The 25,317-nt window shown below is 68.4% G+C and carries 32 protein-coding genes and 1 pseudogene; 14 read left to right on the forward strand and 19 right to left on the reverse strand.

Annotation, left to right across the window (positions count from 1 at the left end; genetic code table 11):
* Window positions 1-327, reverse strand: a pseudogene (locus MKL20_RS27430) (porin family protein); the annotation flags it as partial.
* 336 nt (window positions 328-663) lie between these two features.
* On the opposite strand from MKL20_RS27430, the gene MKL20_RS27435 reads away from it, so the two are divergent.
* The 3 genes from MKL20_RS27435 (at window position 664) to MKL20_RS27445 (ending at window position 1,996) form a co-directional block, all read left to right on the forward strand.
* On the forward strand, window positions 664-921 hold the full coding sequence (locus MKL20_RS27435) for a hypothetical protein (protein WP_244039324.1): 258 nt from the start codon (window positions 664-666) through the stop codon (window positions 919-921).
* 132 nt (window positions 922-1,053) lie between these two features.
* On the forward strand, window positions 1,054-1,218 hold the full coding sequence (locus tag MKL20_RS27440) for a hypothetical protein (RefSeq protein ID WP_243966015.1): 165 nt from the start codon (window positions 1,054-1,056) through the stop codon (window positions 1,216-1,218).
* 490 nt (window positions 1,219-1,708) lie between these two features.
* On the forward strand, window positions 1,709-1,996 hold the full coding sequence (locus MKL20_RS27445) for a hypothetical protein (protein ID WP_244039325.1): 288 nt from the start codon (window positions 1,709-1,711) through the stop codon (window positions 1,994-1,996).
* A gap of 164 nt (window positions 1,997-2,160) precedes the next feature.
* Here the strand turns inward: MKL20_RS27445 and MKL20_RS27450 are convergent, their stop codons facing one another.
* On the reverse strand, window positions 2,161-2,382 hold the full coding sequence (locus MKL20_RS27450; RefSeq protein WP_244039326.1) for a DUF6894 family protein: 222 nt from the start codon (window positions 2,380-2,382) through the stop codon (window positions 2,161-2,163).
* A 576-nt stretch (window positions 2,383-2,958) separates the two neighbouring features.
* On the opposite strand from MKL20_RS27450, the gene MKL20_RS27455 reads away from it, so the two are divergent.
* Complete coding sequence (locus MKL20_RS27455) at window positions 2,959-3,216, forward strand: hypothetical protein (RefSeq protein ID WP_243966020.1); 258 nt, start codon at window positions 2,959-2,961, stop codon at window positions 3,214-3,216.
* A gap of 113 nt (window positions 3,217-3,329) precedes the next feature.
* Here the strand turns inward: MKL20_RS27455 and MKL20_RS27460 are convergent, their stop codons facing one another.
* From MKL20_RS27460 to MKL20_RS27485, 7 genes are all read right to left on the reverse strand, one after another.
* Window positions 3,330-3,632, reverse strand: a complete 303-nt coding sequence (locus MKL20_RS27460; RefSeq protein WP_244039327.1) for a hypothetical protein — start codon at window positions 3,630-3,632, stop codon at window positions 3,330-3,332.
* Window positions 3,633-3,697: 65 nt separating this feature from the next.
* Window positions 3,698-3,823, reverse strand: a complete 126-nt coding sequence (locus tag MKL20_RS33090; protein WP_279595027.1) for a hypothetical protein — start codon at window positions 3,821-3,823, stop codon at window positions 3,698-3,700.
* Between the two features lie 44 nt (window positions 3,824-3,867).
* Window positions 3,868-4,311 carry a DMT family transporter gene (locus MKL20_RS27465; RefSeq protein WP_243966022.1) on the reverse strand — a complete coding sequence of 148 codons (444 nt, stop codon included), beginning with the start codon at window positions 4,309-4,311 and terminating at the stop codon, window positions 3,868-3,870.
* A 126-nt stretch (window positions 4,312-4,437) separates the two neighbouring features.
* The gene (locus MKL20_RS27470) at window positions 4,438-4,713 is read right to left on the reverse strand and encodes a hypothetical protein (protein ID WP_244039328.1); all 276 of its coding nucleotides are present in this window, start codon (window positions 4,711-4,713) and stop codon (window positions 4,438-4,440) included.
* Between the two features lie 289 nt (window positions 4,714-5,002).
* A complete protein-coding gene (locus MKL20_RS27475) occupies window positions 5,003-5,401 on the reverse strand; it encodes a hypothetical protein (RefSeq protein WP_244039329.1) in 399 nt (132 codons plus the stop codon).
* Window positions 5,402-5,476: 75 nt separating this feature from the next.
* Window positions 5,477-5,890 (reverse strand): phage holin family protein, encoded by a 414-nt coding sequence (locus MKL20_RS27480; protein WP_244039330.1) that lies wholly within the window; start codon window positions 5,888-5,890, stop codon window positions 5,477-5,479.
* Between the two features lie 67 nt (window positions 5,891-5,957).
* Window positions 5,958-6,401: a hypothetical protein gene (locus tag MKL20_RS27485; RefSeq protein WP_244039331.1), complete on the reverse strand. Its 444-nt coding sequence runs from the start codon at window positions 6,399-6,401 to the stop codon at window positions 5,958-5,960.
* Window positions 6,402-6,657: 256 nt separating this feature from the next.
* Between MKL20_RS27485 and MKL20_RS27490 the strand changes: the two genes are divergently transcribed.
* Window positions 6,658-7,167, forward strand: a complete 510-nt coding sequence (locus MKL20_RS27490; protein ID WP_244039332.1) for a hypothetical protein — start codon at window positions 6,658-6,660, stop codon at window positions 7,165-7,167.
* The gene (locus MKL20_RS27495) at window positions 7,164-7,610 is read left to right on the forward strand and encodes a hypothetical protein (RefSeq protein WP_244039333.1); all 447 of its coding nucleotides are present in this window, start codon (window positions 7,164-7,166) and stop codon (window positions 7,608-7,610) included. Before MKL20_RS27490 ends, MKL20_RS27495 begins: the two co-directional genes overlap by 4 nt.
* Window positions 7,611-7,626: 16 nt before the next feature.
* On the opposite strand, the gene MKL20_RS27500 is transcribed toward MKL20_RS27495, so the two are convergent.
* Window positions 7,627-7,881 carry a hypothetical protein gene (locus MKL20_RS27500; protein ID WP_243966032.1) on the reverse strand — a complete coding sequence of 85 codons (255 nt, stop codon included), beginning with the start codon at window positions 7,879-7,881 and terminating at the stop codon, window positions 7,627-7,629.
* Window positions 7,882-7,977: 96 nt separating this feature from the next.
* Complete coding sequence (locus tag MKL20_RS27505; protein WP_244039334.1) at window positions 7,978-8,253, reverse strand: hypothetical protein; 276 nt, start codon at window positions 8,251-8,253, stop codon at window positions 7,978-7,980.
* Window positions 8,254-8,914: 661 nt separating this feature from the next.
* On the opposite strand from MKL20_RS27505, the gene MKL20_RS27510 reads away from it, so the two are divergent.
* Window positions 8,915-9,052 carry a hypothetical protein gene (locus MKL20_RS27510; RefSeq protein WP_244039335.1) on the forward strand — a complete coding sequence of 46 codons (138 nt, stop codon included), beginning with the start codon at window positions 8,915-8,917 and terminating at the stop codon, window positions 9,050-9,052.
* 30 nt (window positions 9,053-9,082) lie between these two features.
* Here the strand turns inward: MKL20_RS27510 and MKL20_RS27515 are convergent, their stop codons facing one another.
* The gene (locus MKL20_RS27515; protein WP_243966039.1) at window positions 9,083-9,757 is read right to left on the reverse strand and encodes a hypothetical protein; all 675 of its coding nucleotides are present in this window, start codon (window positions 9,755-9,757) and stop codon (window positions 9,083-9,085) included.
* Between the two features lie 188 nt (window positions 9,758-9,945).
* Here MKL20_RS27515 and MKL20_RS27520 point away from each other — a divergent pair, with 188 nt between their 5' ends.
* On the forward strand, window positions 9,946-10,725 hold the full coding sequence (locus MKL20_RS27520) for an SDR family oxidoreductase (RefSeq protein WP_244039336.1): 780 nt from the start codon (window positions 9,946-9,948) through the stop codon (window positions 10,723-10,725).
* 967 nt (window positions 10,726-11,692) lie between these two features.
* Window positions 11,693-12,469, forward strand: coding sequence for a class II aldolase/adducin family protein (locus MKL20_RS27525; RefSeq protein ID WP_244039337.1), 777 nt, complete (start codon window positions 11,693-11,695; stop codon window positions 12,467-12,469).
* A gap of 265 nt (window positions 12,470-12,734) precedes the next feature.
* Here MKL20_RS27525 and MKL20_RS27530 read toward each other — a convergent pair whose 3' ends face one another.
* Window positions 12,735-13,634 carry a LysR family transcriptional regulator gene (locus tag MKL20_RS27530; protein ID WP_244039338.1) on the reverse strand — a complete coding sequence of 300 codons (900 nt, stop codon included), beginning with the start codon at window positions 13,632-13,634 and terminating at the stop codon, window positions 12,735-12,737.
* A gap of 157 nt (window positions 13,635-13,791) precedes the next feature.
* Here MKL20_RS27530 and MKL20_RS27535 point away from each other — a divergent pair, with 157 nt between their 5' ends.
* Window positions 13,792-15,933, forward strand: coding sequence for a malate synthase G (locus tag MKL20_RS27535; RefSeq protein WP_244039339.1), 2,142 nt, complete (start codon window positions 13,792-13,794; stop codon window positions 15,931-15,933).
* Between the two features lie 44 nt (window positions 15,934-15,977).
* Here MKL20_RS27535 and flhB read toward each other — a convergent pair whose 3' ends face one another.
* From flhB to motA, 6 genes are all read right to left on the reverse strand, one after another.
* Window positions 15,978-17,042, reverse strand: coding sequence for a flagellar biosynthesis protein FlhB (flhB, locus tag MKL20_RS27540; RefSeq protein WP_244039340.1), 1,065 nt, complete (start codon window positions 17,040-17,042; stop codon window positions 15,978-15,980).
* Between the two features lie 14 nt (window positions 17,043-17,056).
* Window positions 17,057-18,082 carry a flagellar motor switch protein FliG gene (locus tag MKL20_RS27545; protein ID WP_243960668.1) on the reverse strand — a complete coding sequence of 342 codons (1,026 nt, stop codon included), beginning with the start codon at window positions 18,080-18,082 and terminating at the stop codon, window positions 17,057-17,059.
* Window positions 18,083-18,096: 14 nt separating this feature from the next.
* Window positions 18,097-18,483 (reverse strand): flagellar motor switch protein FliN, encoded by a 387-nt coding sequence (gene fliN / locus MKL20_RS27550; protein WP_244039341.1) that lies wholly within the window; start codon window positions 18,481-18,483, stop codon window positions 18,097-18,099.
* Between the two features lie 116 nt (window positions 18,484-18,599).
* Entirely contained in the window at window positions 18,600-18,938 is a 339-nt protein-coding gene (locus MKL20_RS27555; protein ID WP_244039342.1) for a hypothetical protein, read from the reverse strand.
* Window positions 18,919-19,857 (reverse strand): flagellar motor switch protein FliM, encoded by a 939-nt coding sequence (locus MKL20_RS27560; RefSeq protein WP_243960664.1) that lies wholly within the window; start codon window positions 19,855-19,857, stop codon window positions 18,919-18,921. Before MKL20_RS27560 ends, MKL20_RS27555 begins: the two co-directional genes overlap by 20 nt.
* A complete protein-coding gene (gene motA / locus MKL20_RS27565) occupies window positions 19,857-20,744 on the reverse strand; it encodes a flagellar motor stator protein MotA (protein WP_243960662.1) in 888 nt (295 codons plus the stop codon). Before motA ends, MKL20_RS27560 begins: the two co-directional genes overlap by 1 nt.
* A 174-nt stretch (window positions 20,745-20,918) precedes the next feature.
* Between motA and MKL20_RS27570 the strand changes: the two genes are divergently transcribed.
* The 4 genes from MKL20_RS27570 (at window position 20,919) to MKL20_RS27585 (ending at window position 25,305) form a co-directional block, all read left to right on the forward strand.
* Window positions 20,919-21,698, forward strand: coding sequence for a DUF1217 domain-containing protein (locus MKL20_RS27570; protein ID WP_244039343.1), 780 nt, complete (start codon window positions 20,919-20,921; stop codon window positions 21,696-21,698).
* A 1-nt stretch (window position 21,699) separates the two neighbouring features.
* Window positions 21,700-22,440, forward strand: coding sequence for a flagellar basal-body rod protein FlgF (flgF, locus tag MKL20_RS27575; RefSeq protein WP_244039344.1), 741 nt, complete (start codon window positions 21,700-21,702; stop codon window positions 22,438-22,440).
* Between the two features lie 231 nt (window positions 22,441-22,671).
* The gene (fliI, locus tag MKL20_RS27580) at window positions 22,672-23,997 is read left to right on the forward strand and encodes a flagellar protein export ATPase FliI (RefSeq protein WP_244039345.1); all 1,326 of its coding nucleotides are present in this window, start codon (window positions 22,672-22,674) and stop codon (window positions 23,995-23,997) included.
* A gap of 96 nt (window positions 23,998-24,093) precedes the next feature.
* Window positions 24,094-25,305 carry a flagellar hook protein FlgE gene (locus MKL20_RS27585; protein WP_244039346.1) on the forward strand — a complete coding sequence of 404 codons (1,212 nt, stop codon included), beginning with the start codon at window positions 24,094-24,096 and terminating at the stop codon, window positions 25,303-25,305.
* Window positions 25,306-25,317 lie beyond the last annotated feature (12 nt).

Genomic DNA, 25,317 nt, shown 5'->3' on the forward strand with positions numbered 1-25,317 from the left:
CACGCCGGAGCCCGGGGTGAACTGATAGTTGTAGCCGACCTGGGCGCCGCCGGAGAAGCCGTCCTGGCTGCGGTTGCGGAAGGTGGCGACGGCGGCCGGGCCGTTGGTCAGGCCGACACCGCCCGGCACGACGAAGGTCGAATTGTCGGAGCGGCTGCTGGCGTCGAAGGCGTAGCCGGCGTTGATACCGAAGTAGGCGCCGGTCCAGGTGAACACCGGGACGGGGGTGAACACCGGCGGCGGCGCGGCGCGGCGCGGCAGGTCGGCGGCAGCAGCCGCGCCGGTGAGGGCGGTAAACGCGGCCAGGGAGGCGAGGAGCTTGGTCATGTACGGGTAATCCAATGGCGTGAAATCTGACGCCATGACTACCAATCCGTCGCCAGAAAAGCTGTAGTTTTACGGACACACCGCCTGGTCATGACGCGGCGCATCATAGTAAACCGTCGGTAAATATCTTTGGTCCGCCGAGCATAATTCGGCAATACTGAGCCGAGCACGACAACGCCGAGGCCGAACATCGGTTGCGCGGACGCCGCGATCGAGGAGCGCCTGTGGCCGAAGGGCAACAGCGCCGCCCCTCGCTTCCGAACGCGGATGTAACCCCGCGACCCACGATGCGTTCACGGGAAGCCATGCCCCGACGGGCAGCTCGATGGAGGCTCCATGCGCGCATTCCTCACCGGCGCCGCCCTGCTGGTCCTCGCGACCGCCGGCGCGGACGCCCAGCCCTACGACGAGCGGCGTCCCCCGCCCCCCGGCACGGATCTCGATCGGCCGCCGCCACCGAACCGGCTCCGCCCGCCGCCGCCCGAGGCTGATGACGACGGCATGCCGCCGCCCCGTCGCCGGGGACCGCCCCCGCCGGATGACGACGATGATGAGGACGATGACGCCCCGCCGCCCCGGTCGGATCGTCTCTGACGCCTGTTGCGGGCGCATGTATCCGCAATCTTCGCCCAGACGGCGTTCGCATTCCGTACCCACTGTGACCCGGGAGCGGCAGCCGCATGCCGGAGCCTCTGCTAGACAGGCCGGCGTCCCTGGATGCCGCTCATGTCCACTCGACCGCTCCTTCGTCGTGTTGCCCTGGTCCTGGCGCTGATGGGCGGCCTGTTGGCTCTGGCGGACGTCGTCGCCCGCAGGGAGTTGAGGCAGGCGGCCGACGAGTCTTTTGGGCGAAACGGCGCCATCGCCCATACGGCCGAGGCGACCGAGTAGGGGCTCGCGGCGGGGCGCGGATCAGCCGATCGATTCGACGGCCGGGACAAAAAAGGCCACCCCCGAGGGGGCAGCCCGAAGTCTTGGGAGGAGACACCCTTGGGAAGGGCGGCAGGGCCGCGACGCCGTCGCGATCCCACGAGGCCGACTTAGGGGCGACGGATACGGCCGACAACCGCCCGGAGGGGCCGGCTCGTGCATAAGTGGGACCTGTTTTCCCCGCAGGTGCGCTTCCACACCATGGCTCCGCGCCGTCGCTGAGCACCGACGGGAGCTTCGCGGCCGATGCGAGGATCCGGGCCGCGTCCGCGCGCTGGAGCGCTCACCGCCGAGGTTGAGACCAATTCGGCGCACGCGAGCGCGCTCAATCAAAGACCGAGCGTCGTTTCCGAATCAGAACCAAGTGCCGCGCTCCGCCGTTGATGCCGGCGAGCCCGGTCGAGAGGCGATCGGTGCCGAGCCCGCCCTCGTTCACCGGTGCGAATCTTCGATGACCCGTCCGCGTCGCGTGGGCCTGCCCTGGTACGCCCCGGAGCATTACGAGGCGCTCCGGGCCAGCCTCGCCGATGGGGCGAAGCTGCCCCCGCATTACGAGACCTGGCGGATCGCCACCGAGCAGATGGAGCGCGAGGTGCAGCGTAGCGGTGTCGCGGTCGTGCGCGTGCCAATCGAGCCCGAGGCCTTCGCCGCTTGGTGTGCCCGCTCCGGTACTGCGGGGGATGGCCCCGGACGCGCCCGGTACGCGGCCGAGGCCGTAGCCGAGACCGACCCGGCTTGAGATCCGGCCGCCGATCAGAACAAAGCCACCATCGCCACGCCCACGGTCATCAGGACGGCGCCGAGGATCCGCCACAGGGCCGAGCATTTTTGACGTGCCCCCGGCCGCAGACCACCTATAGGCCGAGGCGGGCTTTTCGATCCGGCAGATGCTGCGCGCGGATCCTATTTCTCGATCGGCAGACGCCCGACCGAAGATCCGGACGCGTCTCGCACGACGATCGTCCAGGCTTCATCGGGATCGGCGGCGGCCAATTCATCGGCCATCTCGCGGATCACGCTCCGGGCCTCGGTCAAGGCTTCCTCCAAGCCGTCGGCCTCGACGCCTTCCTCGTCACGGATCGACGCCTTGCCGTTCTCGATGTCGAAGTAGAAGCGTTCAGGCACCTAGCACGTCCCCCTGATCGAAGCCCTCCGGGGAGAGCCTATGCATTCGGCTACGTAGTGCGAAACGGCACAGCAGCATTCAAAAACAACGATAAACCTTAAAATATCTCAAACCTGAATTCGCCGGCCGCGTTGCAATTATATCGAGATTTTGGCGAGACGATCCATTAAAGCTCTTGGCGATCGCCTTCCGAACCAAGGCCCTAAGGCCCGCTGAGGTGGCGCTCCTTGCTTGGGGCACTTGCCATGTCGACGTGTGATAAACCGGACTCTGCCAAGAGCACCGAAGCGGCATCAGACAGTAAAGACAAGTTGCGTAACCATATCCGTCGCGTGTTGCTGTGTATCAAGACACAAGCTGGACAGAACAAATCGGCCCCCTGAAGGGGGCACCGCGACGCGTCATCCGGCGGACGACTTGCGCCGGATGACACCGAGACCGGGTGGGCCAGCTCCGCGGCGGTGCGTGAACACGGGGATACTGCGACGCTTTGCGGCACAACATCCAGTCGGTCGACGGCTTGCTGTGGCGCGCCTGCGCTGGCGCGGATCGCCACCGGACGGCATCGTCGTCCGATGGAGAAGCCCGGAACCCCGACCTGCGAAGTCTCCGTCGAGGGGGCCTGGGTGGCCATGACGGTCGACGAGGCACAGGCCCGCCATCGCGATGCCCTCAAGCGCTGCCCGGCCTGTTTCGGGCGGCTGATGATCCAGGGCGGCTACACCGCGGTGCGCCGCTCATCGCTGTCGCATTTCCGCGTGCACGATGGCTGCCCGCTGATCCCGCGGCACTACAAGGGCGAGCCGAAACCCCACCCGGCGGCGATCGATTAAACCAAGCGGCGTGTTGCGCTCGACGATCAGCAGCGACACACCGTGAAAATCTGCGTTTCCAAAGGGCTCTGCCCGGCACCGGCAAGAGGTCGAAGATCTTTTGGAGCCGTGACTCAGCGCTGGACCGCCTCGATGTCGTCCTCGAAGACCGAATCGGGCTGGCAGGCGTGCCAGTCCTTCTTCTCGTCGGACTGCCCTTTGCGGCCCCAGCAATAGCCGGCCTGGGCCAGGCGGCCGCTCAAGCGGTCGCGAAGGCGGCACTGCTCCCGGCTGACCGCGGGATCGCCCGAGCCCTCGCAGCCGCGTGCGGCCTTCGCCTCGGCGGCCAGCAATTCGGGGATCGTCGGCGGCTGTTGCTGGGCCCCCGCCGCACCGGCGGCGATGACGAGGGCGAGGGCGGCGAGGGCGATGCGCATCCGCGCAGGATAGACGCCGGGGCGGCCCTGTCGAGGCGGTGGCCGCCCGCGTTCGGGACGATGCTCTATCGCCCGCGCAGGAAGAAGAACCAGATCAGGATGAGGACGGGGATCGGCACCCCGATCAGCCACAGCAAACCACCCGTCAGCATCGCGTTCTCCTTGTGCGTGTATTGGCCAACCCCGCACAAGTTGGCGTGTTCCGGCCGGTGCCGGCCGTCGCGCAGCGTCTCCGTCAGAAGGCGGCGACGAGGGCCACGCCAGCGACCATCAGCAGGCCGCCGAGGATGCGCCACAGGCCGGCGGGGTGAGACTCGAAGCCGACCCAGCCGAAATGGTCGAGCACGATCGAGGTGACCACGCCTGAGGTGACCAGGAGGCCGAGGAACGGCGCGGCTCCGATCTGACGCGCCACGATGAACTGGGCCAGGATGATGCAGCCGCCGAGGATCCCCCCGAACCACGCCCACCACGGCATCGCCAGCGCCTGAGCCGCCGTCGGCCAGGCGAGCTTGCCGGAGAGGAGGCCGACCACGAGGATGCAGGTCGCGGTCCCGGCCGCCACCACGAGGCCGGCGGTCAGCGACTCGGCCAAGCCTTTCGAGAGCGCCCCGTTCTGCCCCGCCTGGACGGCGTTGGCGACGCCGGCCAGCAGCACGAAGCCGTAGAGATACCACATGGGTCGATCTCGATCTGTAACACCGTATCGGTGGGGCGGTCGGGATGGGGGCGTTACGCGACCCGCCGGGGGCTTCGCGTCCCGCCGCGACGCGTGTTCCGAGACCGACCCGCAGCGCGGCAGGCGTCAGGCCGCGCCGTCGGGCCTCGATCCAGCGGCGTCCAGGCGCTCGGCCAATTCCTGGACGACCTCCTGCACGAGGGGCGGCCAGGGCACATCGTTGTCCTGAAGCAGCCGGGCGGCGCTCACCAGGGCGGTGAATTGCTCAGGCGAGATCGCGCGTCCCATGATCTGCGAGGCCAGCATCTGCTCGGCGAGCGCCGTCGCCAGACGCAGGACCTCCGGCATCTTGGCCGCCTTGGGATCCGTCTCCGCGTCCATCCCGGGGTCCATCTCGATCATGCCCGATCCCCTTCGCCTCCCAGACGCGCACCGCCGAAGTGGATACCGGTTCGGCGGCGGGGGTGTTCCGTGATTGACCGCGCGATCCGCTCAATGACAGTCCATTCGCGCGCGAACTTGAAGCGTATTTCTCCGAATACGCGGCAGGCTTCGACCAACAACCCGTGTTCGACTGCGATTCGAGGCCGCCAACGCGATTCTGCATGGGGGCGTCGCAACGGGCTTTCGGAAGCACGTCCGAGCCTCATCACGGGCCGGGCCGCCGATCCGTCGCCAGATCCCGGGGGCGCTATTTGGTGATCCGCACCGAGACGGGATCGCTCCCGGGAAAGCTCTCCTCCAGGCCTTCGTCGAGCCGCGCCTGCATCCGGTCCGGCTGGTTCTCGGCGAGATCCCGATCCGCTGCGGCATAAGAGGGGGCCGGACGCCGGCGTACCGACCGGGCCACGTCGTAGGCCAGCAAGCCGAGCCCGGCGGCGATCAGGAGGGCCGGCACCGGGTTCACCCGCACCTCCGCGACGAAGCGCTCGACCACCTCGCCGGCGGCCTGCCCCGATCGTTTCAGGTCGGCGAGATCCCGGGGGATGCCGGGCCCCTGGAAACGGGATTGCAGGTCGCCCAGCGTGCGATCCAGCCGCCCGCGGCTCGCCTCCACGTCCTGTTCGAGTTCGTCGGCTGCGTTGCTCATGGTGTCCTGCGTTCCGTCACAGCATCATCGCGAGAGGCGGTTTCCGACCTTCGGGATGATGCACGATCCTGGTTCTTACGCATCGTCCCGGATCTCGGGTCCGGGACGATGCGTAAGAACCCGTGCGTCCTGCCTGATCTGCCGTCCCGTCCGGGTCGGCTCAAGGCCCGCCAGCGACGCCCTGCTCCGCCCGTAGAGCCCCAGGCCCAGCGCGAGCACCAGGAAGGTGCCGCCCACGATCAGCGCGGCCAGGGCGTCCGACTGGACCAGCACGGCGATGCCCTTCACCAGGGCCAGGAGCAGCGTGAACAGGCCGGCGATGGCCAGGACCGCCGCCGCGAGCAGCAGACCGAGGCCGAGCGAGATCCGGTGGACGCCCTGCGCCATCTCGGCGCGAAACAGCGCCAGCTCGTCGGCGACGAGGTCGCGCAGCTCGCGGACAGCATCGCCGACCAGGGTCGGGATGCTGCGTATGCCGGGTTCGGCCATCCTGTCCTCCTGGTTTGCGCGTCGCCGACGCGGGGCGGTTCAGGCAGAGACGGCGTCGACGCCGCGCTCAGATATCCGGCGTCGGCAGGACGTCGAGCGGGACCAGGGCCCGGGAGCGCGGGACCGGCCGGATCCCGGGGGCCTGGATCAGCCGGTAGAGCGCGAAGCCGGCCAGCATGGCGGCGGCCGCGGTCAGGGCCGGCCGGCGCCGGGCCGCGGCCCGGACCTCGTCGTACATCTCACTGAGGGAGCGGCGGCCGATATCCTCGGCCAGCCCGTCGACGCCGAGGGCGGCCTGATCGAAGAAGGCTTTCAGCTGCGGCAACCCGTCGAAGCCGGCGCCGGTATCCCGGATCGCGTCCCCGACATCCGAGACGACCCGCGCCGCGTCGGCCCGCCGCTTGCCGGCATAGCCCTGCACCTGATCGCGCACGGTGTCGGTGAACCCGCGCGCCGGATCCTGATCCGGACCGGCAGCGGTCGGGCCGCGATCCTGGGCACCGTTCCGCATCAGGCTGCTCCTCCCGGGTCATTCCGTCTGAGGGAAGCCGGCGGCGCCGCATCCAGTTCCGCGGCCGGCCGGGCGTGTCGGGCCTTCCGGTGTCGCGGAAGCCTCCGCCGGGCCCCGATCAGGCGGCCTGAATTCCAGCATCGTGCGCAGCCTGTGTTAACAAACCCCCACCCGGTGGACTTGTTTTTAACGGTTTGTTAATCATTACGAACAGTTTAATCGTCGCCAAGGTCTACCGACAGGGAGAAGGCGCCCCGTGAGCGAGCTGCAGCGGCTGTTGAACGATCCGCGCTTCCGCACCGCCGACAAGTCGAAGCGCGAGCCGAATGCCGCCCCCGAGGCCAATCTCGGCAACGTCCTGCGGGTCGTCTCCTCGCTGAACGAGCAGACCCATCCGCCGACGCCGCAATCGTCCCCGCAGGATTGGGATGCGCTGATCCACCGGGTGCAGGCGGCGGCCCGCCAGGCGCGCGAGATCGAGGCACAGGCCCGGGAGCGCGAGGAGCGGATCGAGCACGTGCTGGAGCGGGTCCGGGACGACATCAACGCATCGAACGAGCGCGCGCGGATCGCCGAAGTTCAGGCGCGGGATGCGCAGGTTCGCGCCGAGGCACAGGTCATGGCCGCCGAAGAGCGCGCGAAGACCGCCGAGGCCCGCGCCCGGGCCGCGGAGGAGCGCGCGCGGCACGCCGAGGAATGGCTGGCCCGGGTCCAGGACGCGATCATGTCCGAGTTCTCGGACCTGACCGATCAGGCCGCCGCATGAGCAGCAGCCCGGCCCGCGCGCAGGCGATCCCCCCGGAGGGCGAGCCGGTCGACCGGGTGGTCGCGCTGTTCTCCGGAGCCGACAATGCCGCAGCCGCGGAGGACGAGGATTGGTCGGCCTCCCTGCTGGCCGTCCGGGGCGTCGCAGCCCGGGTCCGCGAGATGCAGAAGCGCGCGCGGGACTCGGTCCGGGAGGCGCAGCGCGCAGTGCGGGACGCGGACGCGGCGGCGCGGGCGGCCGAGGACCGGGCCCGCCATGCCGAGGCGACCATGCGCGAGGCGGTCGCCCGCGCGGAACGCGCCGAGGAGCAGACCCGCTTGGCGGCCGAGCGGGCCGACCGGGCGGAAGCCCGCGCCACGGAGGCGCATATGTGGCTGCGGCGCATGCACGAATGCATGGTCAGCGAGTTCGGGGCGCTCGCCGCCGAGCCGACCCGGCCCTGACGCGGCCGCGCCGGGATCACGAGGCGGCCGGAGCGGCGACCACGTCGACCGCGTGCTGCGCCCAGGCATAGGGCTCGATATGGCCGTGATACACGGCGATCTCGAGCTGCAGGTTCCGGACGCACTCCTCGGACAGGTCCGCCAGGATGTCGTAACCGTCCTCGTCGATCGCCGACCGGACCACGACGAACGGCCGATGATCGTCGTAAGTGACCAGAACTTCCTGTTCGGCGTACGGGTCGAGCGGGTTAATACAATAATGGGCCGGCATCTGCCTTTGCTCCCGAGATGATGTCACCAGCATGCCTCTAGGTCCCGGTTGTAACAGCCCGATGAAGAGTGCCGATTGCCGTGGCGACACCGCGCATCACAGCGCAGGCCGAGCCTCGCCTTCGCAGGTGAGGCGCTCGGACCCGGCGGGCGCCGGGACGCCGGGGAGCGAAAACTCCGCCCGGAGGGCCGACAGCGCCGCGCGGATCGCCATCCGCACCGATCGCGGCGCGCTTCCAGCCTCGGCGCGCAGCTGAAGCTGCTGCAGCTCGTGCCGGAGGACCCGCCGCCCGGGATCGCCGGGCAGGCCGTAATCCGCGGTGAGCAGGCTCAACAGCTGGCGGCCGAACGGATCCGCAAGAAGGGTCGCCATGGAGCCATCTCAACGCAGTACAGGAATCGGCCAATAGCGAACTGTGCTATATCGCTCGGTATAAACCGCTGATTGGCGAGTCCATAGCGCAGATGCTAGACGAAGATTACTGACTTGCGTAACCCCCGCGCCGGTCAGTACCGGTGAGGCGGGAGGGGGAGCTTTGCTCGCCCGCCTCGCCGGTACCCCCGGCTCGACCGATTCCGGGAACGCGACGGCCGCCCCGACAGGCGAGGCCCGAAATCCCGGGCGACACGGTCCGCCGTATCGGGGACCGGGGATGCCTTGCGCCGGGCCGCGGCCCCCCGATTATGCGCCGGGTTGCTTCTCTGCGCCTGCGATGCCGGGGCAGACCGTCAAAACGACCGATTATCTGAGAGCCTGCTTGACCGGTCTTTCCCATCCTCGCCCTCATCCTGAGGCGACGGAGCGAAGCGGAGGCCTCGAAGGAGCCCTCCAGCCTGCCGCGCGATCCCTGGAGGGCTCCTTCGAGGCTGCTCCGCAGCACCTCAGGATGAGGGGAGAGATTGGGATCTCCATCGGCAGAACCATCATTCGACCGCGAGCCTGCGGTCGAACAGGCTCTTAATGCCAAACCAACACTTACCAGCGATGATTACGACATCCGAGCAATCGGAAACTGTCGATCGCGCAGGCCGCCGTGACCCTCAGCCTCGTTCTCAGCATCACCGTGCCGCTCCTGACCGGCGTCGCCGCCCTGCTCTGGGCCGGATTCGTCGCCCCGGCCCTGGACGCGTTGCCGGAGGCCGCGCCGCCGCGCGACCTGCGCACCTGGTGATCGCCCCACCACCGGGACTCGAAGGCCCGCTCAGGGCATGCGGCGGATCCCGGTGATGTTCTCCGGCGAGAGGTCGGCCGCGAGGCTCCGATGCGGCGGGATATCGGCCGCCCGCACCCGGGTGGGCGGCGACCTGCGGTCGGCCGGGGCCGTGGCGGCGGCCTCCCGGTTCGGCCAGTCCTCCAGCCGCAGGGCCCGGGCGGGCTTCTGATCGCCGCAGCCGTCGCAGACCGAGACCAGCCACGATTGCCAGAGGCCGTCGGTCTTCTCCTGCGCCGAGCGCGCCTGCTCGCGATGCGCGGAGGCCAGCGGCAGGGTGTCGAGGTCGGATTGCTGCCTGGGCGTGGCCAGAGTCCGGAGCTCGTCGAGCGTGACGTCGCTCTTGACCGTTGCGGGAGCGGCCGAGGATGTGGCGCCCGGCAGGGAGCCGGTGGTGCCGGGGTCGGGCCGGCAGCCGATGCAGATCCGGGTGCTGATTGCGGCATCCGCGGCCTGACGGGGCGTCCGGCGCTCGATCGGCTTGGTCGCGGTCGGGCTGGCGTCCCGGCTCGGCGGCTTGGTCTGTCCGACCGCCGTGGTGTTCGGCGCCGTCTCGGTGGAGAGCGGGCCGCCGCCGGTGCCGGTGACGTCCGGCTGCGCGCAGGCCAGCCCGGCCGAGAGGGTATAGAGCACGAATCCTGCAACAGGAGCACGAAGTGTCGTCATGGTCACCTCCATGATTGGTCAATCGCGCGCATTGCATCGGGTTCAGTAATACTTCTGGATGAATCCGGCAGAGCATCGCCCCGACCCCGCGGGTCTCGCGCGCCGATGCCCGGGTGCCGTCCGCGCGCCCGGCGCGTTATCATGCCCGCAAACGCCCTCGCGGCGAGGGCCGGTTCTCGGAGGCATCCATGGATCTGGGTTTGAGCGGGCGCCGGGCGCTCGTATGCGCGGCCAGCAAGGGTCTCGGCCGGGGCTGCGCCCTGGCGCTCGCCCGCGAGGGCGTCGCGGTGACGATCACGGCCCGCACCCTGGAGACCCTGGAGGCGACCGCCGAGGCCATCCGCCGGGAGACCGGTGCCACCGTGACCGCGGTGGCCGGCGACATCGCCACCGAGGCCGGCCGGGCCGCCGCGCTCGCCGCCTGCCCGGAGCCCGACATCCTGGTCACCAATGCCGGCGGCCCGCCCCCGGGGGATTTTCGCGACTGGGACCGCGACGCCTGGATCCGGGCGCTCGACGCCAACATGCTGGCGCCAATCGCGCTCATCAAGGCGACCGTCGACGGCATGATCGGGCGAAACTTCGGCCGGATCGTCAACATCACCTCCGGGGCCGTGAAGGCGCCGATCCCGCATCTGGGCCTGTCCAACGGCGCCCGCTCGGGGCTGACCGGCTTCGTGGCCGGCCTCGCCCGCCAGACGGTGCGGCACAACGTGACGCTCAACAACCTCCTGCCCGGCCCGTTCGACACCGACCGGATCCGCAGCAACGCCGCCGCCGGCGCCGCCAAGGCCGGCACCAGCGTGGAGGCGTTCCTCGAAGCCCGGGCGCGCGACAACCCCGCGGGACGCTTCGGCCGCCCGGACGAGTTCGGCGCCGCCTGCGCGTTCCTGTGCAGCCAGCAGGCCGGGTTCATCACCGGCCAGAACCTGCTGATGGATGGCGGGGCCTATCCCGGGACTTTTTGAAGGCCTATCCGGCCGGATCATCCCATCCGTCCCCCTCATCCTGAGGTGGCGGCGCGAAGCGTCGCCCTCGAAGGAGCCCTCCAGCCGGCCGCGCGATCCCTGGAACCCTCCTTCGAGGCCTCCGCTCCGCTTCGGCACCTCAGGATGAGGGGTGTGGTTTGGAGCGGCGTGGGTCTCACCGGCGTTCGACACAGCTCATCGGCCCCGCGCGGAAAAAACCGCCGGGAGCATGGCCCCAAGAACCCAGTCGCAACCGGGGTGACGCGGGACGCCGCGAAGCCCGAACGCAACGTTGCACAAAGAGCCGGCTTCCCGGCGTCCCGCGGATCGGAGGCGCCGCCGCCGACAGGCCGGCCGTGCCACCGCATCCGTCTTTTCGTCCGGTGTCCGTCACGCGGGAGCCCGCCTGCGCTAAGTTCCAGTCCCGAGGTGCTCATCGCCCCTCAGCGCTTCCGAGCGAGCCTTCGTCGCACGCCCCCTCGTAGTAGAGGGCGCCGCAGAACCGCCGCACCGCCCAGGACAGGGTCGCCCTCTGGCCTCTGAGCAGCCATTGGCATTTCCTCCGCCGGCCGCCGCCCAGCCCGAGCCGGGGGGTGTCGTGCTCCCGCGCCCGGGCCTGCCGCAGCCGACGGCAGACGCAGGCACCGGCCCACCGCCGCCCGCCCGGCGGCTGACCGGACCGGCGCCCCGAGACGTCTCACGACGCGTCGCGGCGGGCCAGAGACTGTGAGCACAAAATAGGAACATTGTCAAGTTCTGGCCGGGCCGGGGAGGGGGTTCCCAAAGGGCGAGCCCTTTGGCGGGGTTTGGGGCGGAGCCCCGAGATACCAGGGCTCCGCCCTGGACCCGCACAAGGTCCCGGACCTTGTGGATCCAGGACTCTATCGATCGGCCCAGATGCATTGCCGGCACGCGGCCCCTGGTGCACCCTGTCGGCGATCTCGCTCATCGAGCCAGGAGCCGTCGCATGATCGCAGCCGCCCATTCCACTGCCCCGGACCGCGAAGCAATCCAGGCGATGCGCGTCGACCTGGCGGCGGCCTACCGGCTGATCCACCGGCTCGGCCTCGACGACAGCATCTACACCCACATCTCGGCGCGGCTGCCGGGGGAGGGGCATCGGTTCCTGATCAACCCCTACGGGATGCGGTTCGAGGAGGTGACGCCGCACAACCTCGTCACCGTCGATATCGACGGGCGCGTGCTCGAGGATCCGATGGGGCTCGGCATCAACCCGGCCGGCTTCACGATCCACAGCGCCATCCATGCCGCGCGCCACGACGCGATCTGCGTGCTGCACACCCACACGGTCGCGGGCGTCGCGGTCTCGTGCCAGGAGGAGGGGCTTCTGGCCCTGAACCAGTGGTCGATGCAGTTCGCCGGCCGGCTTGCCTATCACGCCTATGAGGGGATCGCCCTCGACCTCGACGAGCGGGCGCGGCTGGTGGCCGATCTCGGCGACAAGCCGGTCATGGTCCTGCGCAACCACGGGCTGCTGACTTGCGGGCGCTCGGTCGGCGAGGCGTTCAAGCTGATGCACAACCTGGAGCGCTCGTGCCGGGCGCAGCTGGCGATCCAGGCCGCCGGGGCGCCGATCACCCGCCCCTCTTCCGCCATCGCGGCCAAGACCGCCGGGCAATACGCCGCCGGCTACGACCGCATCGCCGTCCAGGGCGCCCCCGACAACGAATGGGCGGCGTTCAAGCGGATGCTGGCCCGCACGGATCCCGACTTCGCGCAGTGAGCCGGCTACGGATGGTGGGGGTTTCCGGCATGGGGCGCGGGGGACGCCGTCGCCCGTGACGGGCGGAACGCGCTCTCCTCCCCCTTGCGGGGAGGAGTTGGAGGTGGGGGTGGCTCAGGAGGCACCGCTGCGCCCCATCCGGCACCACCCCCACCCCTGACCCCTCCCCGCAGGGGGGAGGGAGACGCGCTTGGGGTCAGCCTTGGCCCTCATCCGGCAGCGATGTGTGAACAGCGTCGCCTGCTGGTGAGCGGGGCAGGGCGCCTCACGGCTCCGGCCAGGCGGCGCTCGACCGGTAGGAGCGCTTCAGGAATTCGATGAAGGCCCGGGTCTTGGCCGGGACGAAGGCGCGGCTGGGATAGACCGCGTAGATCCCCGCCTGGGCCGCCGCTGTGTAGGCGGGCAGCACCACCTCCAGCAGGCCGCTGCGCAGCTCCGCGTGCACGTCCCAGGTCGAGCGCAGCGCGATGCCGAGGCCGCCGATCACCGCCTCGCGCACGACCTCGTTGGAATGGGTCCGCAGGGGCCCGGCGGCGCTCACCGTGCAGGGCCCGGCCGGCCCGACCAGGCGCCACGGATTCTGGTTTTCGGTGGCCAGGCAGACATGGCCGCGCAGGTCGTCCGGGCCTGCCGGGCGCCCGGCCGTGTCGAGGTAGCTCGGGCGTGCGCAGAGGACCCGCCGCACCGGGGCGAGGCGCACGGCGGTCAGCCCGGAACTCTCCAGGGTGCCGACCCGGATCGCGAGATCGTATCCGCGCTCGACGATCGGCTCGAAATCGTCGCTGAGCTCCAGGTTCAGGACGATGTCGGGATGGAGCGCGAAGAAGGCCCGCAGGTGCGGGACGATGTGCAGCCGCCCGAACGAGCTCGGCGCCGTCACCCGCAGGGTCCCCCGCGCCCGGGAGGCCCGCTGCGACACCAGGGTCTCGGCCTCCGCGATGGCGTCGACGATCGGGGCGATCCGCTGGAAGAATTCCTGGCCGACATCGGTGGGGGCCACCCGCCGCGTGGTCCGGTGCAGCAGCCGCACCGCCAGCCGCTCCTCCAGCCGCTTCAATCGCTTCGAGACCACCGCCACCGACAGGCCGAGTTCGGACCCGGCCTGGGTGAGGCTGCCGGCCCGGACCACCCGGGCGAAGATCTCCAGGTCGCTGTGGTCTTGCATAGCGATGGGACCCGCATTCTCAACGCCGCGGAAAGAATCAAATCCCTTTTGGCGCCTTTTTCGCGGGAGCCAAGAGTTCTATCGCTGGGTCATCAAAGATTCTTCACGCGCCGCTCAAGTTTTTCTGAAATTGCGCGCGCCAGCCCAGGGGATCGCCATGTCGGGCCTCGTCGTCGCCGAAGACCTCCGCCGCTTCCTGTCCGAGGAGGCTTTGCCCGGGACGGGCGTGAGCGCGGACGCGTTCTGGTCGGGCTTCGCCGCGATCCTCCGGGATCTCGCGCCGCGCAACCGGGCCCTGCTCGACCGGCGCGACGGGCTCCAGGCCGACATCGATGCCTGGCACCGCGACCGCCGGGGCCAGCCGCACGATCCGGCCGCCTACGCGGCGTTCCTGGCGGAGATCGGCTACCTGCAACCCGAGCCGGAGGCCGTGCGGGTCACCACCGCGAACGTGGACGCGGAGATCGCCGAGATCGCCGGCCCGCAGCTCGTGGTGCCGATCTCGAACGCCCGCTACGCCCTCAACGCCGCCAATGCCCGCTGGGGCAGCCTCTACGACGCGCTCTACGGCACCGACGCGATCCCGCAGGATGGTGAGCTGGCCCCCGGCCAGGGCTTCAACCCGGCCCGCGGCGCCGCGGTGGTCGCCCGGACCAAGGCGTTCCTGGACGCGGCCGTGCCCCTGACCGGGGGGAGTTGGGCCGAGGCCGCGGGCTTTGCCGTGAGCGCGGGCGCGCTCGCCGTCAGTCTCGGCGGCGGCCGCAGCGCCGCCCTGCGGGACGGCGCCGCGCTGGCGGGTTTTTGCGGCGCCGCTCAGGCGCCCGAGACCCTCCTGCTGCGCCATCACGGCCTGCATATCGAGATCCGGATCGACCGGACCAGCCCGATCGGCCGCACCGACCCGGCCGGCATCGCCGACGTGGTGCTGGAATCCGCCCTCTCGACCATCATGGACATGGAGGATTCGGTCGCCGCCGTGGACACCGCCGACAAAGTCGCGGTCTATCGGAGCTGGCTCGGCCTGATGCGCGGCGACCTCGTCGCCCACCTGCCCAAGGGCGGTCGCACCCTCGAGCGGCGGCTCGCCGAGGACCGGACCTACACGGCCCCCGACGGCGGCCTCCTGACCCTGCCGGGCCGGTCGCTGATGCTGGTGCGCCATGTCGGGCACCACATGCTCACCGACGCCGTGACGCTGGACGGGGCCGAGATCCCCGAGACGATGCTCGACGCGGCCGTCACCGCGCTGATCGCCCTGCACGACCTGAACGGCGCCCGGCGCAACAGCCGGGCCGGCTCGGTCTACATGGTCAAGCCGAAGCTGCACGGCCCCGAGGAGGTCGCGTTCGCGGTGGCGCTGTTCGGCCGGGTCGAGGCGCTGCTCGGGCTGGCGCCCCGGACCCTGAAGATCGGCGTGATGGACGAGGAGCGGCGCACCAGCGCGAACCTCCGGGCCGCGATCGCCGCCGCCGCCGACCGGCTGTTCTTCATCAACACCGGCTTCCTCGACCGGACCGGCGACGAGATCCACACCGCCCTGGAGGCCGGCCCGGTGGTCCGCAAGGATGCCATGAAGGCCACCGCCTGGATCCGGGCCTACGAGGACGGAAACGTCGATGCCGGGCTGGCCTGCGGGCTGCCGGGCCACGCCCAGATCGGCAAGGGCATGTGGGCCGCCCCCGACCGGATGGCGGCGATGCTCGCCGCCAAGGGCGACCATCCGGCGGCCGGCGCCAACACCGCCTGGGTCCCGTCCCCGACAGCGGCGACGCTCCACGCGCTCCACTACCACCAGACCGACGTGCGCGCCCGCCAGGCGGAGCTCCGCGACCGGGCACCCGCGACCCGGGCCGCCATGCTGACGCTGCCGCTCGCCACGGAGCCGTTCTCGCCGGAGGCCGTCCGCGAGGAGCTCGACAACAATTGCCAGGGCATCCTCGGCTACGTGGTCCGCTGGATCGACCAGGGCGTCGGCTGCTCGAAGGTGCCCGACATCCACGATATCGGCCTGATGGAGGACCGTGCCACCCTGCGCATCTCCAGCCAGCACATCGCCAACTGGCTCCGCCACGGCATCGTCGACCGCGCCCAGGTCGCCGAGGCCCTGCGCCGGATGGCCGGCATCGTCGATCGCCAGAACGCGGCCGATCCGGCCTACCGGCCGATGGGCCCGGCTTTCGACGGGCCGGCCTTCCGGGCCGCGGAGGCGCTGGTCTTCGAGGGCGCGGCCCAGCCGAACGGCTACACCGAGTTCGTCCTGCACCGCTTCCGCCGGGAGGCGAAGCGCCGGGGCGCGTGAACAGCGCCGCCCCCGGCGCCGGGTGAGCCGAGCATCCCCCGGCGTCAGCGCTTCTTGCGCGTCATCACGTAGACGAGGAGGTTGGCGACCGCGCGGTAGAATTCCGCCGGGATCGCCTGGTTGATCTCGACATTGTCGTACATCGCCCGGGCCAGGGTCTTGTCGACCACGATCTCGATCCGGTGCTGCTCGGCGATCTCGCGGATGCGCAGAGCGAGCAGGTCCTTGCCCTTGGCCAGCACCATCGGGGCGTCGTTCTCGGACTGATCGTAGCGCAGCGCGATCGCGTAATGCGTCGGATTGGCCAGGATCATCGTGGCCCGGGGCACGGCCGCCATCATCTGCTTGCGAACGCGATCCAGCGCGATCGAGCGCATCTTCGCCTTCACCGCGGGATTGCCCTCGGTCTGTTTGTACTCGTCCTTCAGATCCTGCTTCGACATCCGCAGGTCGCGCTGCCACTTCACGCGCGTCCAGACCAGATCGCCCGCTACCAGGGCGATCGTCGCCACGCTGACCGCAGACACCAACCGGACCGACAGGCTCAGAATGAGTTCGGGCAGGCCGATCGGATCCTCGAACATGATATTCACGATCTCGTGTCGGTCGGCGCGCAGGATCAGGAAGAGGACGCCACCAATAGCCAGGAATTTGAGGATGTTTTTCCCAAATTCGATATATCCCGGAAGGCCGAAAAGTCGACTCCACCCGCTGACGGGCGAGATGCGCGACCATTGCGGCCTGATACGCTCACCCGCGATGCGCGGCACGTTCTGAAACACCGAGGAGGCCAGCCCGGCCGCCATCAGGATCACCAGCATGGGCAGCAGAAGCTGCCACATCACCAGGGCCAGCGCCACGACGAGCTGCTCGGCATCCTGACCGGTGGCCAGGGGGAAGTTCCGCGGTTGCTCGATGAGCAGCGTGAGTTGCCGCACGAATGGGGCACCGTGATCCCGCACCACGAAGACGAGGATGATGAGCGTCGCCGCAATCGAAGCGAAGATCGGCGCCTCCCGCGAGAACGGGACGTTGCCCTTCTCGAGCGCCTCGCTGATCTTCTTCTCGCTCGCGGCCTCGGTTTTGCTCTCCTTGTCGTCGTCCGACATCGTACCCGATCCGTTCAGCTGAAGAAGGTGTCTTCCGACTCAGCCTGGTTGAGTTCGATCTCGCCGCGGGCAGCCATCTCCAGGGCCTGGTCGGTGATCGCACGGCGCGCTTCGAGGACATCGCGCTGGGAGGCCGGCTCGCCGCCTTCGAGTTCGTGCTCCACGAGGCGTCGCGTGCGGGCCGTGATGGCACCCAGCACGACGTTGCGGAGGGTGCCGCTGGTCCCCTTCAGCGCCAGGATGATGCGGTCGGGCGGGATCTGATCGAACAGGCTCGTGCGCGCCCGGGGCGTCATGTTGATGATGTCGTCGAAGGTGAACAGCAGGCTCTTCAGGATCTCCGCCGATTTGGGGCGCGATTGCGCGAGGCTGTCCAGGACCTCCTCCATGCCCTGGCGCTCCATCTTGTTGATGATGTCGGCCATGCGCGCATGGGTGTCCGCACCGGCGTTGCGCGCCTGGTTGATCATGAAGTCCTCGTGCATCGTCTGCTCGATCATCTTCATCGTGCCATCGACGATGGGCTTGAACGTCAGCATCCGGCGCATGACCCCGTTCCGCAGGGGTGCGGGAAGCTGGGCCATGACCTTGGCGGCGCAGGCCGGCTTCACCTTCGACAGGATCAGGGCCGCGGTCTGCGGATGCTCCTTCAGCAGATAGGAGGCCAGGGCGGCCTCCGCCCCGTTCGAGATGCGGTCCCAGACCGAGCGCTCGCCCTGGCCGAGGACGTCGGCCATGATGCTGGCGATCTGTTCGGGGGGCAGGTTGCCCTCCAGCAGCTTCTCCATCTCGCGGGCCGTCCCGATCAGGTTCGCCCCGTCGGTGAAGAAGGCGGTCACCGCTTCGATAATGCTTTCGAGCTGCGATCGCGAGACCGGCCCGAGCTGGGCCACGGCGCGGGTGATCTGCCTCAGTTCCGCATTGTCGAAATACTTGACCAAGCGACTCGCCGTCCCCTTGTTCATCGCGATCAGGACGGCCGCGACCTCCTCGGCGGGGTTCAGGACTCGCGTGGTCTTGGTGACGGGGCCTGCGGCCATGACGATGCGTCCTGTCAGCCGTTGGAATCGGCCGACGCGGGCCCGACGATCTCGGTCAGCGACACGCCGAAGCGTGAGTTGTCGTCCTCGACGACGACGACCTCGCCCCGGGCGATGACGCGGCCGTTCACGACGACGTCGACGGGCTCGCCGACGCGGTGGTCAAGGGGGACGATCGCCCCGCGTCCCAGCTTCATCAGGTTCGCTACCGGCATCGTCGCCGATCCGAGGACCACCTGCATCAGGACCGGGATGCGGAGGATCGAATCCAGGTTGCGGCTGCTGCCGGCCTTCTCGTCCTGCTCGCGCCGCTCCTGGGCCTGGGCCTCGATCTTCGCGAACAGGCTCTCCTTGTGGCCGTTGTCGGCGTCCGCATCCGAAAAGTCTGAGGAGGATGACATCATGGGTTCCTTGAGGAAATCAGGACCGGCGCCGTCTCGGCCCCCGCCCGGGCGGGGTCGGCTTCAGGCGGCGACACCACGGCTCGGGTCCGGCGCAGGCGCGCCGGCCATCGACATCAGACGCTCGACAGGCTGCCGACCGCGGACTCGTGGGCGACGCTCGCGGGCTGCACCGCGGAGGTCAGCTTGAGCCGCTCGGCCTTCAGCTCGGCCAGGGCCGCCTTGGCGAACTCGATCTCGCTGCTGAGATCCTCCAGGACGGTCCGCCCCTCCTGGGCGAAGGCCTGGACGGCATTGCTCGCGCCGACCATGGCGCAGGCGCTCCAGTCGATCATGTCCCGGTACTGCGCATGATACCGGTCCAGGCGCTTCAACCGCATGTACATCGGGACCAGACAGCCGGTCGTCGCGACCAGGGCGGCGAAGAGCAGGGCTTCAGCGAGCGAGAACATCATCGATAAACTCCTGATCCTGATCGATGAACCGGTCGACGCGCAGCACGATGGTGCCATCCTGCTGCCCGACGTCGCACCAGAACAACTCACGATTGTTGCCCTCGAGCTTGACGCGCGTATTCGGCGTCGCCCGCAGTTCGATCACCTGACCGACCTCCAGGCTGGCGATCTCGCCGAGAGTCAGGGGCTTCTCCTCCAGAATCGCCTTGAGCGTCACGGGAGTCTTCTGAACCTCGCCGGCGATCTGCCGCGTCCAGCGGGAATCGCGGGCCGTGCTCTCGCCGACCAGGATCCGGCCCAAGCTCTGGCGCATGGGATTGAGCACGGATTGCGGGAGAACGATGAACATCTCGCCGCCGCGATTGAGCGCCTGCAGGACGAACTTCGCGGCCACCGCCTGGTTGTTCCGACGGCCGATCACCGCGAAGTCCATGCGCAATTCCGTCCGTTCGAGCTTGAACGGCGTGTCCGCCACCAGGGCGAAGGCAGCCTGCAGCGCCTTGCCGATCTGGTCGAAGATGCGCTGGGCGATCCGCATCTCGATGGCCGAGAAGGAGCGCTCCTCGTCGAGGGGCGGCTCGGAGCCATCGGCGCCGAGCAGAACTTCCACCATCGTGAAGACGAAGTCGCGATCGAAGCCGACCAGGATGTGGCTGTCCCATTCCGGCGCCTGGAAGATGCCCGCGATGGCGTTCGCCTCGTAGGGTTCGAGGATGTCCCCGAAGCGCTGGCTCTCCACGTTGCTCAGGGAGAAATAGACGGGCGACGCCGCGAAGTGGCGCAGGTGCTCGGCGCTGAACGTCGCCACCCGGTCCAGGATGACGTGCAGCATCGGAAGCCGATCGAGCGAGAGGCCCGCGGCGTCCAGCAGCCGATCCCGGATGTCGCTGGTGACCTGTTGCTTGTCCTGATCCGGCATCACGCCGCCTCGCGCATGGCGGCGTCGCCGCGCGAGCCGTTGGTGATCGTCGCGTTCTCGACCTCGTCGATCGTCGGCCGATTGCCGGCGGAAATCGCCTTCCGGCCATGCTCGATGGCGATCTGCGGCAGGGCGCCGTTCATGTAGGCCAGCAGGGTCTGCTTCACGATGATGTAGACGCGTCCCTGCGACTCGCGGGTGATCTTCACCTTGGTCCCGAGGGGGGCGAGGACGCTGTAGGACATGAAGATGCCGCTGAAGGTGCCCACCAGGGCCGCGCCGATCAGGTGCCCCAGGAGCGCCGGCGACTGATCGAGCGCGCCCATCGCCTTCACGATGCCCAGCACCGCCGCCACGATGCCCAGCGCCGGCAGCCCGTCGGCGACGCCGGTCAAGGCAGCGTACGGCTTCAGCTTGTCGCGTCGATGGGTGACCATCTCCTCCTCCATCAGCGCCTCGATCTCGTGGGGTCGGGCGTTGCCGATGAGGATGAGGCGCACGTAGTCGCAGATGAACAGCGTCAGCTCCTTATCGCGGGTCACCTTCGGGAAGGCCTTGAAGATCTCGGATTCGTCCGGATTCTCGAGATGCGGCTCGACCTCGTTGCGGGGCTTCGACCGCAATTCCCGCGTCAGCGCGAACAGCAAGCCGAGCAGCGCGAGGTAATCGTCCTTCTTCGGCGCCCGGCTCAGAACCGCGTCCACGATGGCGGTGCCGGTATCCTTGACCACCTTCAGCGGGTTCGCGACCACGAAGGCGCCCAAAGCCGCGCCCCCGATGATGATGAATTCGAAGGGCTGCCAAATCACGGCGAGGTGGCCGCCCATGGCCGCGAACCCGCCGCCGACGCAGCCGATCGCGATCAGCAAGCCTAAGATAACACCCACGCGCAGCGCCCTGACGTCGTTCCAATCAACACCGTCGGACCTAGACCGGCATGCTTGCGCAAGGCTGGAGCAGTATCCGCGCGCACCGCCAGTCCGTGACAGGGAAAAAGGCAAGGCTCGGACAAGCCTGAGCGACTAGCCTCGCGCCTAACGGACTGACGAAGGATCTGTCGGATGACCTCGACCTTCACCGAATACCAACATATTGCTCGGAATTTATCGAACGTCCTTGCGCGTAAAGCTTCCGAATCGACGATCAAGCGGGATATTCAATACTTTCGTGATAATATCGGCAGCGTCAAGACAATCGACGATTTCATGAAGAACAATCGTCTCTATACGTTCGCCATGAAGGCCTACGGCCTTGATGAAATGACCTACGCGAAAGCCTTCATGAAGAAGGTGCTCACCCGCGAAGCCGACAGCAAGGGGAATGTTCTGGTCGAGCGGCTCCAGGATTCGCGATACCAGGATCTCGCCATCGCATTCAACTTCTCGAACTCCGGCGCGAATTTCAATTCCAATGTCAGCGCATATAGCACCACCATAGATAACTACGTTCGCCAGAATCTTGAAACCGATGCCGGCGCAGACGACGAAGGTGTTCGCTTAGCTTTATATTTTCAACGCAAGGCAGGGACGATCAAGTCCGCCTACTCGATCCTCGCAGACAAGGCGCTGGCCGAGGTCGTTCGGACTGCACTCGGCATACCTGCTGAAGCCGCGAGAGGAAGCATCGACGCACAGGCCAACCTGATCAAGCGCAAGCTCGACATCGCGGGCCTCCAGGATCCGGACAAACTCAATACGTTCCTCAAGCGCTTTACGATCATGTGGGACACGCAAAACAATGCGCCGTCCACACCGGCATTGGCGCTCTTCAGCGGATCCGATGCCGGCCTCAGTTCGGATATCCTGCTGAAGCTCCAATCCATCCGGCTGGGAGGCCGGTGACATGCAATCGTCGCTCTACGTCACCCTGTCCGCCCAGGTCGCCCTCGAACAACGCCTGAACACGGTGGCGAACAACGTCGCCAACCTCGGGACGGCCGGCTTCCGCGCCGAGGAGGTGAAGTTCGAGACGATCCTGTCCCAGGCGGGCGGGCGCGACACCGCCTTCGTGACGCCGGGCGAGACCTTCCTGTCGCGCAAGGCCGGCCCGCTCAACAAGACGGACAGCCCCCTCGACGTGGGCATCCAGGGCGATGGCTGGCTGGCCGTGCGGGGCCGGTCGGGCCCGGTCTATACACGCGACGGCCGGATGCAGATCACGGCCGCGGGCGACCTTCAGGACCTGAACGGGCGCGCGGTGCTGGATCCCGGCGGATCCCCGATCTCGGTCGATCCCGAGGGGCCGCCGATCACCATCGGCCAGGACGGGATCATCACCCAGGGGATCAATCAGATCGGAGCGCTCGGCGTCTTCCGCCTCGACAGCGCGGCCAAGCTCACCCGGGTCGACGGCGACGCGGTCGCCTCGGACCGGCCGGGCGCGCCGATCCTCGACTTCAACCAGCGCGGCGAGACGGCGGTGCGCGTGCAGCAGGGTTTTCAGGAAGGCGCGAACGTCAATCCGGTCATGGAGATGTCGCGGCTGATCCTCATCACCCGCACCTTCGAGGGCGCGGCCAGCGCGGTGGCGGAAACGGAAGCGTCGCTGCAGAGTGCGATCCGCGGCCTCGGGCCGGCGAGCTAGCGCGACGAATCAAGGATTGAGAGCCGTTCCCGATTGCAACGTGATCGGGAACGGCTCTAGCGCGTGGAATACCGCGATGGCCCGAGGCTCGCAGGGCTCCGCCCTGCACCCGCAAAAGGTCGAAGACCTTTTGAAACCGCGATTTTTTAAGGGCGAGCGGCACGCGGCGAGACCGCAAAGCCGCGCTCGCCGCCGTCGCAGGGCCCGGGGTCGAGGGCTCCGGAGATCACCATGAACGCCCTCGACCAGCTCGCCCTCGCCCTGGAGGACCGGGACGACCATCCCGTGATCCGGGTCGGCGGCTCGGTGAGCGAGATCGGCTTCGGCCATTGCCGCATCAAGATCACCCTGCCCCTGCTGAAGCTCGGCGACCGCATGCGGATCGAGGCGGAGGACCAGCGGATCGACGGCGAAGTGGTCCGGATCGACGGCGACGGCGTGATCCTCAAGCCGTTCGACACCCGGATCGAGGCCGGTCTTGGATCCCTGGCCTATCGCGTGACGGCGACCGATCCCCGGCCGTGCGAGGCCTGGAAGGGCCGGGTCATCGACGCCCTCGGCCGGCCGATCGACGGGGCGGGCGATCTGCCGAAGGGCACACAGGCGATGCCGCTCGACGCCAGCCCGCCGCCGGCGATGCGCCGGTCCCGGGTCGACCAGCCGCTGAAGACCGGCGTGAAGGCGCTCGATCTGTTCACGCCCCTCTGCGCGGCGCAGCGCATCGGCATCTTCGCCGGGTCGGGCGTCGGCAAGTCGACGCTGCTGTCGATGCTGGCCCGGTGCTCGGGGTTCGACACCGTGGTCGTCGCCCTGGTCGGCGAGCGCGGGCGCGAGGTCCGGGAGTTCCTGGAGGGGCCGATCCAGGAGAGCCGGGCCCGCGCGGTCGTGGTCGTCGCCACGGGGGACGAGAGCCCGATGATGCGCCGGCAGGCACCGAAGCTGGCCTTCGCGGTCGCCGAATATTTTCGCGACCAGGGCCAGTCGGTTCTGCTCGTGCTCGATTCGGTGACGCGCTTCGCCCACGCCGCCCGGGACGTGGCCCTGGCGGCCGGCGAGCCGCCGGTGGCGCGGGGCTATCCCCCGAGCGTGTTCGGCGATCTCCCGCGCCTGCTGGAGCGGGCCGGGCCGGGCCTCGAGGGCGCCGGCACGATCACCGGCATCTTCTCGGTGCTGATCGACGGCGACGACCACAACGATCCCGTGGCCGACAGCATCCGCGGCACCCTCGACGGCCACGTCGTCCTGGACCGGGCCATCGCCGACCAGGGCCGCTACCCGGCGATCAACCTGCTCGGCTCGATCTCCCGCCTCGCCGACCTGGTCTGGACGCCGCAGCAGCGCGAGCTCGTGCGCACGCTCAAGAGCCTGATCGCCCGGTTCGAGGATTCCCGGGACCTGCGCCTGATGGGCGGCTACCAGGCCGGGACCGATCCGGAGCTCGACCAGGCCGTGGCCCTGGTCCCGAAGATCTACGCCGCCCTGCGGCAGGACCCGAGCGACCCGCAGAGCCTCGACGCCTTCCTGGATCTCGCGAACGCACTGCGGGCGGGGGGATGAGGCGCGCCGGCATCACGAATGGCGCGCCGAAAGCTTCACGCAAGCGACTCCTGATCTGAAGTCCTGCAACGTCGTCCAACAACGGAGATTCGCGTCATGGGTCTGTATGGTGTGCTCAACAGCGGTGTCTCTGGGATGAACGCCCAGTCCAACCGGCTCGGCGTCGTTGCGGACAACATCCAGAACCAGAACACGGTCGGCTATAAGCGCGGCTCGACGCAATTCTCATCGCTCCTGACCGAGTCCGGCAGCGGATCCTACGATTCCGGTAGCGTGACTACGGTCGTGCGGCACGACATCAGCAGCAAATCTAACATGACTGCGACGACGAGCGCTTCGGATGTCGCGATCAGCGGCAACGGCTTCTTCGTCGTCAAGGATGCGGGCGGCAAGTCAGCGCTCACGCGCGCTGGGAATTTCGTCATCGATGCGAAGACGGGCGACCTGGTGAACGCCGCGGGCATGCATCTACAAGGCTACAGCCTGGCTTCGGGCACCCCGATCCTCTCGATGAACAGCTTCAACGGGCTGGCGCCGGTCAACCTCGCCTCGATGGGCATGCAAGCCCATCCAAGCACGGCAGGGCGCATCACCACGGGCAACCTCAACAGCAACGCAGAAAATAAAGGCGGCGCTCCAAGCCCCACCAACTATACGTCGGCGACGAGTTTCGTCACCTATGACAACCTTGGGAACCCGTTTCAGGCCGACCTGTATCTCGTGAAGAATTCAGACGGAAACTGGCAGGCTGCAGCCTACAATCACGCCACCAAAACTCTTATCCCGGGGACGACGACACCCCTGACATTCGACACGTTCGGCAAATTATCAAATACGGCGACAATGAGCTTCACCGTCCCCAATGGTCAGCCGTTCAAGCTGGACTTCGCGAACCTGACACAGATGGCTGGCGATTTTACATTTCAAGGTCGGGTGGATGGGAACAAGCCGCAAATCGTCGATCATGCGGCGATCGACACGGATGGCACGGTCTACGCGGTCTATCAGGACGGCCAGACGGCCGCCGCATTCCGCATCCCGCTCGCGACCGTGGCGAGCCCGGACAACCTGACCCCGCGCTCGGGCAACGTCTTTGAAGTCACCACCGGATCGGGCGACCCGGAAATCAATTTCGCCAATGTCGGCGGGCGCGGATCGATTGAGTCGCATTCGCTCGAGGATTCGAACGTCGACTTGGGCAATGAGTTGGCCACAATGATCGAGTCGCAGACCGGATACGGCGCCAACTCGAAGGTGTTCCAGACCGGTACCGAGATGCTCGAGACCCTCGTGAACCTGAAGCGCTGACGATCGGCTGAA

The sequence above is a fragment of the Methylobacterium sp. E-066 genome, from assembly GCF_022829635.1.
In the GTDB taxonomy this organism is placed as follows: Bacteria; Pseudomonadota; Alphaproteobacteria; order Rhizobiales; family Beijerinckiaceae; genus Methylobacterium.

Coding starts and splice junctions, on each gene's coding strand:
- MKL20_RS27435 (WP_244039324.1), top strand. CDS start 664: ATGCGCGCATTCCTCACCGGCGCCGCCCTGCTGGTCCTCGCGACCGCC.
- MKL20_RS27440 (WP_243966015.1), top strand. CDS start 1,054: ATGTCCACTCGACCGCTCCTTCGTCGTGTTGCCCTGGTCCTGGCGCTG.
- MKL20_RS27445 (WP_244039325.1), top strand. CDS start 1,709: ATGACCCGTCCGCGTCGCGTGGGCCTGCCCTGGTACGCCCCGGAGCAT.
- MKL20_RS27455 (WP_243966020.1), top strand. CDS start 2,959: ATGGAGAAGCCCGGAACCCCGACCTGCGAAGTCTCCGTCGAGGGGGCC.
- MKL20_RS27460 (WP_244039327.1), bottom strand. CDS start 3,632: ATGCGCATCGCCCTCGCCGCCCTCGCCCTCGTCATCGCCGCCGGTGCG.
- MKL20_RS27465 (WP_243966022.1), bottom strand. CDS start 4,311: ATGTGGTATCTCTACGGCTTCGTGCTGCTGGCCGGCGTCGCCAACGCC.
- MKL20_RS27470 (WP_244039328.1), bottom strand. CDS start 4,713: ATGATCGAGATGGACCCCGGGATGGACGCGGAGACGGATCCCAAGGCG.
- MKL20_RS27475 (WP_244039329.1), bottom strand. CDS start 5,401: ATGAGCAACGCAGCCGACGAACTCGAACAGGACGTGGAGGCGAGCCGC.
- MKL20_RS27480 (WP_244039330.1), bottom strand. CDS start 5,890: ATGGCCGAACCCGGCATACGCAGCATCCCGACCCTGGTCGGCGATGCT.
- MKL20_RS27485 (WP_244039331.1), bottom strand. CDS start 6,401: ATGCGGAACGGTGCCCAGGATCGCGGCCCGACCGCTGCCGGTCCGGAT.
- MKL20_RS27495 (WP_244039333.1), top strand. CDS start 7,164: ATGAGCAGCAGCCCGGCCCGCGCGCAGGCGATCCCCCCGGAGGGCGAG.
- MKL20_RS27500 (WP_243966032.1), bottom strand. CDS start 7,881: ATGCCGGCCCATTATTGTATTAACCCGCTCGACCCGTACGCCGAACAG.
- MKL20_RS27505 (WP_244039334.1), bottom strand. CDS start 8,253: ATGGCGACCCTTCTTGCGGATCCGTTCGGCCGCCAGCTGTTGAGCCTG.
- MKL20_RS27515 (WP_243966039.1), bottom strand. CDS start 9,757: ATGACGACACTTCGTGCTCCTGTTGCAGGATTCGTGCTCTATACCCTC.
- MKL20_RS27520 (WP_244039336.1), top strand. CDS start 9,946: ATGGATCTGGGTTTGAGCGGGCGCCGGGCGCTCGTATGCGCGGCCAGC.
- MKL20_RS27525 (WP_244039337.1), top strand. CDS start 11,693: ATGATCGCAGCCGCCCATTCCACTGCCCCGGACCGCGAAGCAATCCAG.
- MKL20_RS27530 (WP_244039338.1), bottom strand. CDS start 13,634: ATGCAAGACCACAGCGACCTGGAGATCTTCGCCCGGGTGGTCCGGGCC.
- MKL20_RS27535 (WP_244039339.1), top strand. CDS start 13,792: ATGTCGGGCCTCGTCGTCGCCGAAGACCTCCGCCGCTTCCTGTCCGAG.
- flhB (WP_244039340.1), bottom strand. CDS start 17,042: ATGTCGGACGACGACAAGGAGAGCAAAACCGAGGCCGCGAGCGAGAAG.
- MKL20_RS27545 (WP_243960668.1), bottom strand. CDS start 18,082: ATGGCCGCAGGCCCCGTCACCAAGACCACGCGAGTCCTGAACCCCGCC.
- fliN (WP_244039341.1), bottom strand. CDS start 18,483: ATGTCATCCTCCTCAGACTTTTCGGATGCGGACGCCGACAACGGCCAC.
- MKL20_RS27555 (WP_244039342.1), bottom strand. CDS start 18,938: ATGATGTTCTCGCTCGCTGAAGCCCTGCTCTTCGCCGCCCTGGTCGCG.
- MKL20_RS27560 (WP_243960664.1), bottom strand. CDS start 19,857: ATGCCGGATCAGGACAAGCAACAGGTCACCAGCGACATCCGGGATCGG.
- MKL20_RS27570 (WP_244039343.1), top strand. CDS start 20,919: ATGACCTCGACCTTCACCGAATACCAACATATTGCTCGGAATTTATCG.
- flgF (WP_244039344.1), top strand. CDS start 21,700: ATGCAATCGTCGCTCTACGTCACCCTGTCCGCCCAGGTCGCCCTCGAA.
- fliI (WP_244039345.1), top strand. CDS start 22,672: ATGAACGCCCTCGACCAGCTCGCCCTCGCCCTGGAGGACCGGGACGAC.
- MKL20_RS27585 (WP_244039346.1), top strand. CDS start 24,094: ATGGGTCTGTATGGTGTGCTCAACAGCGGTGTCTCTGGGATGAACGCC.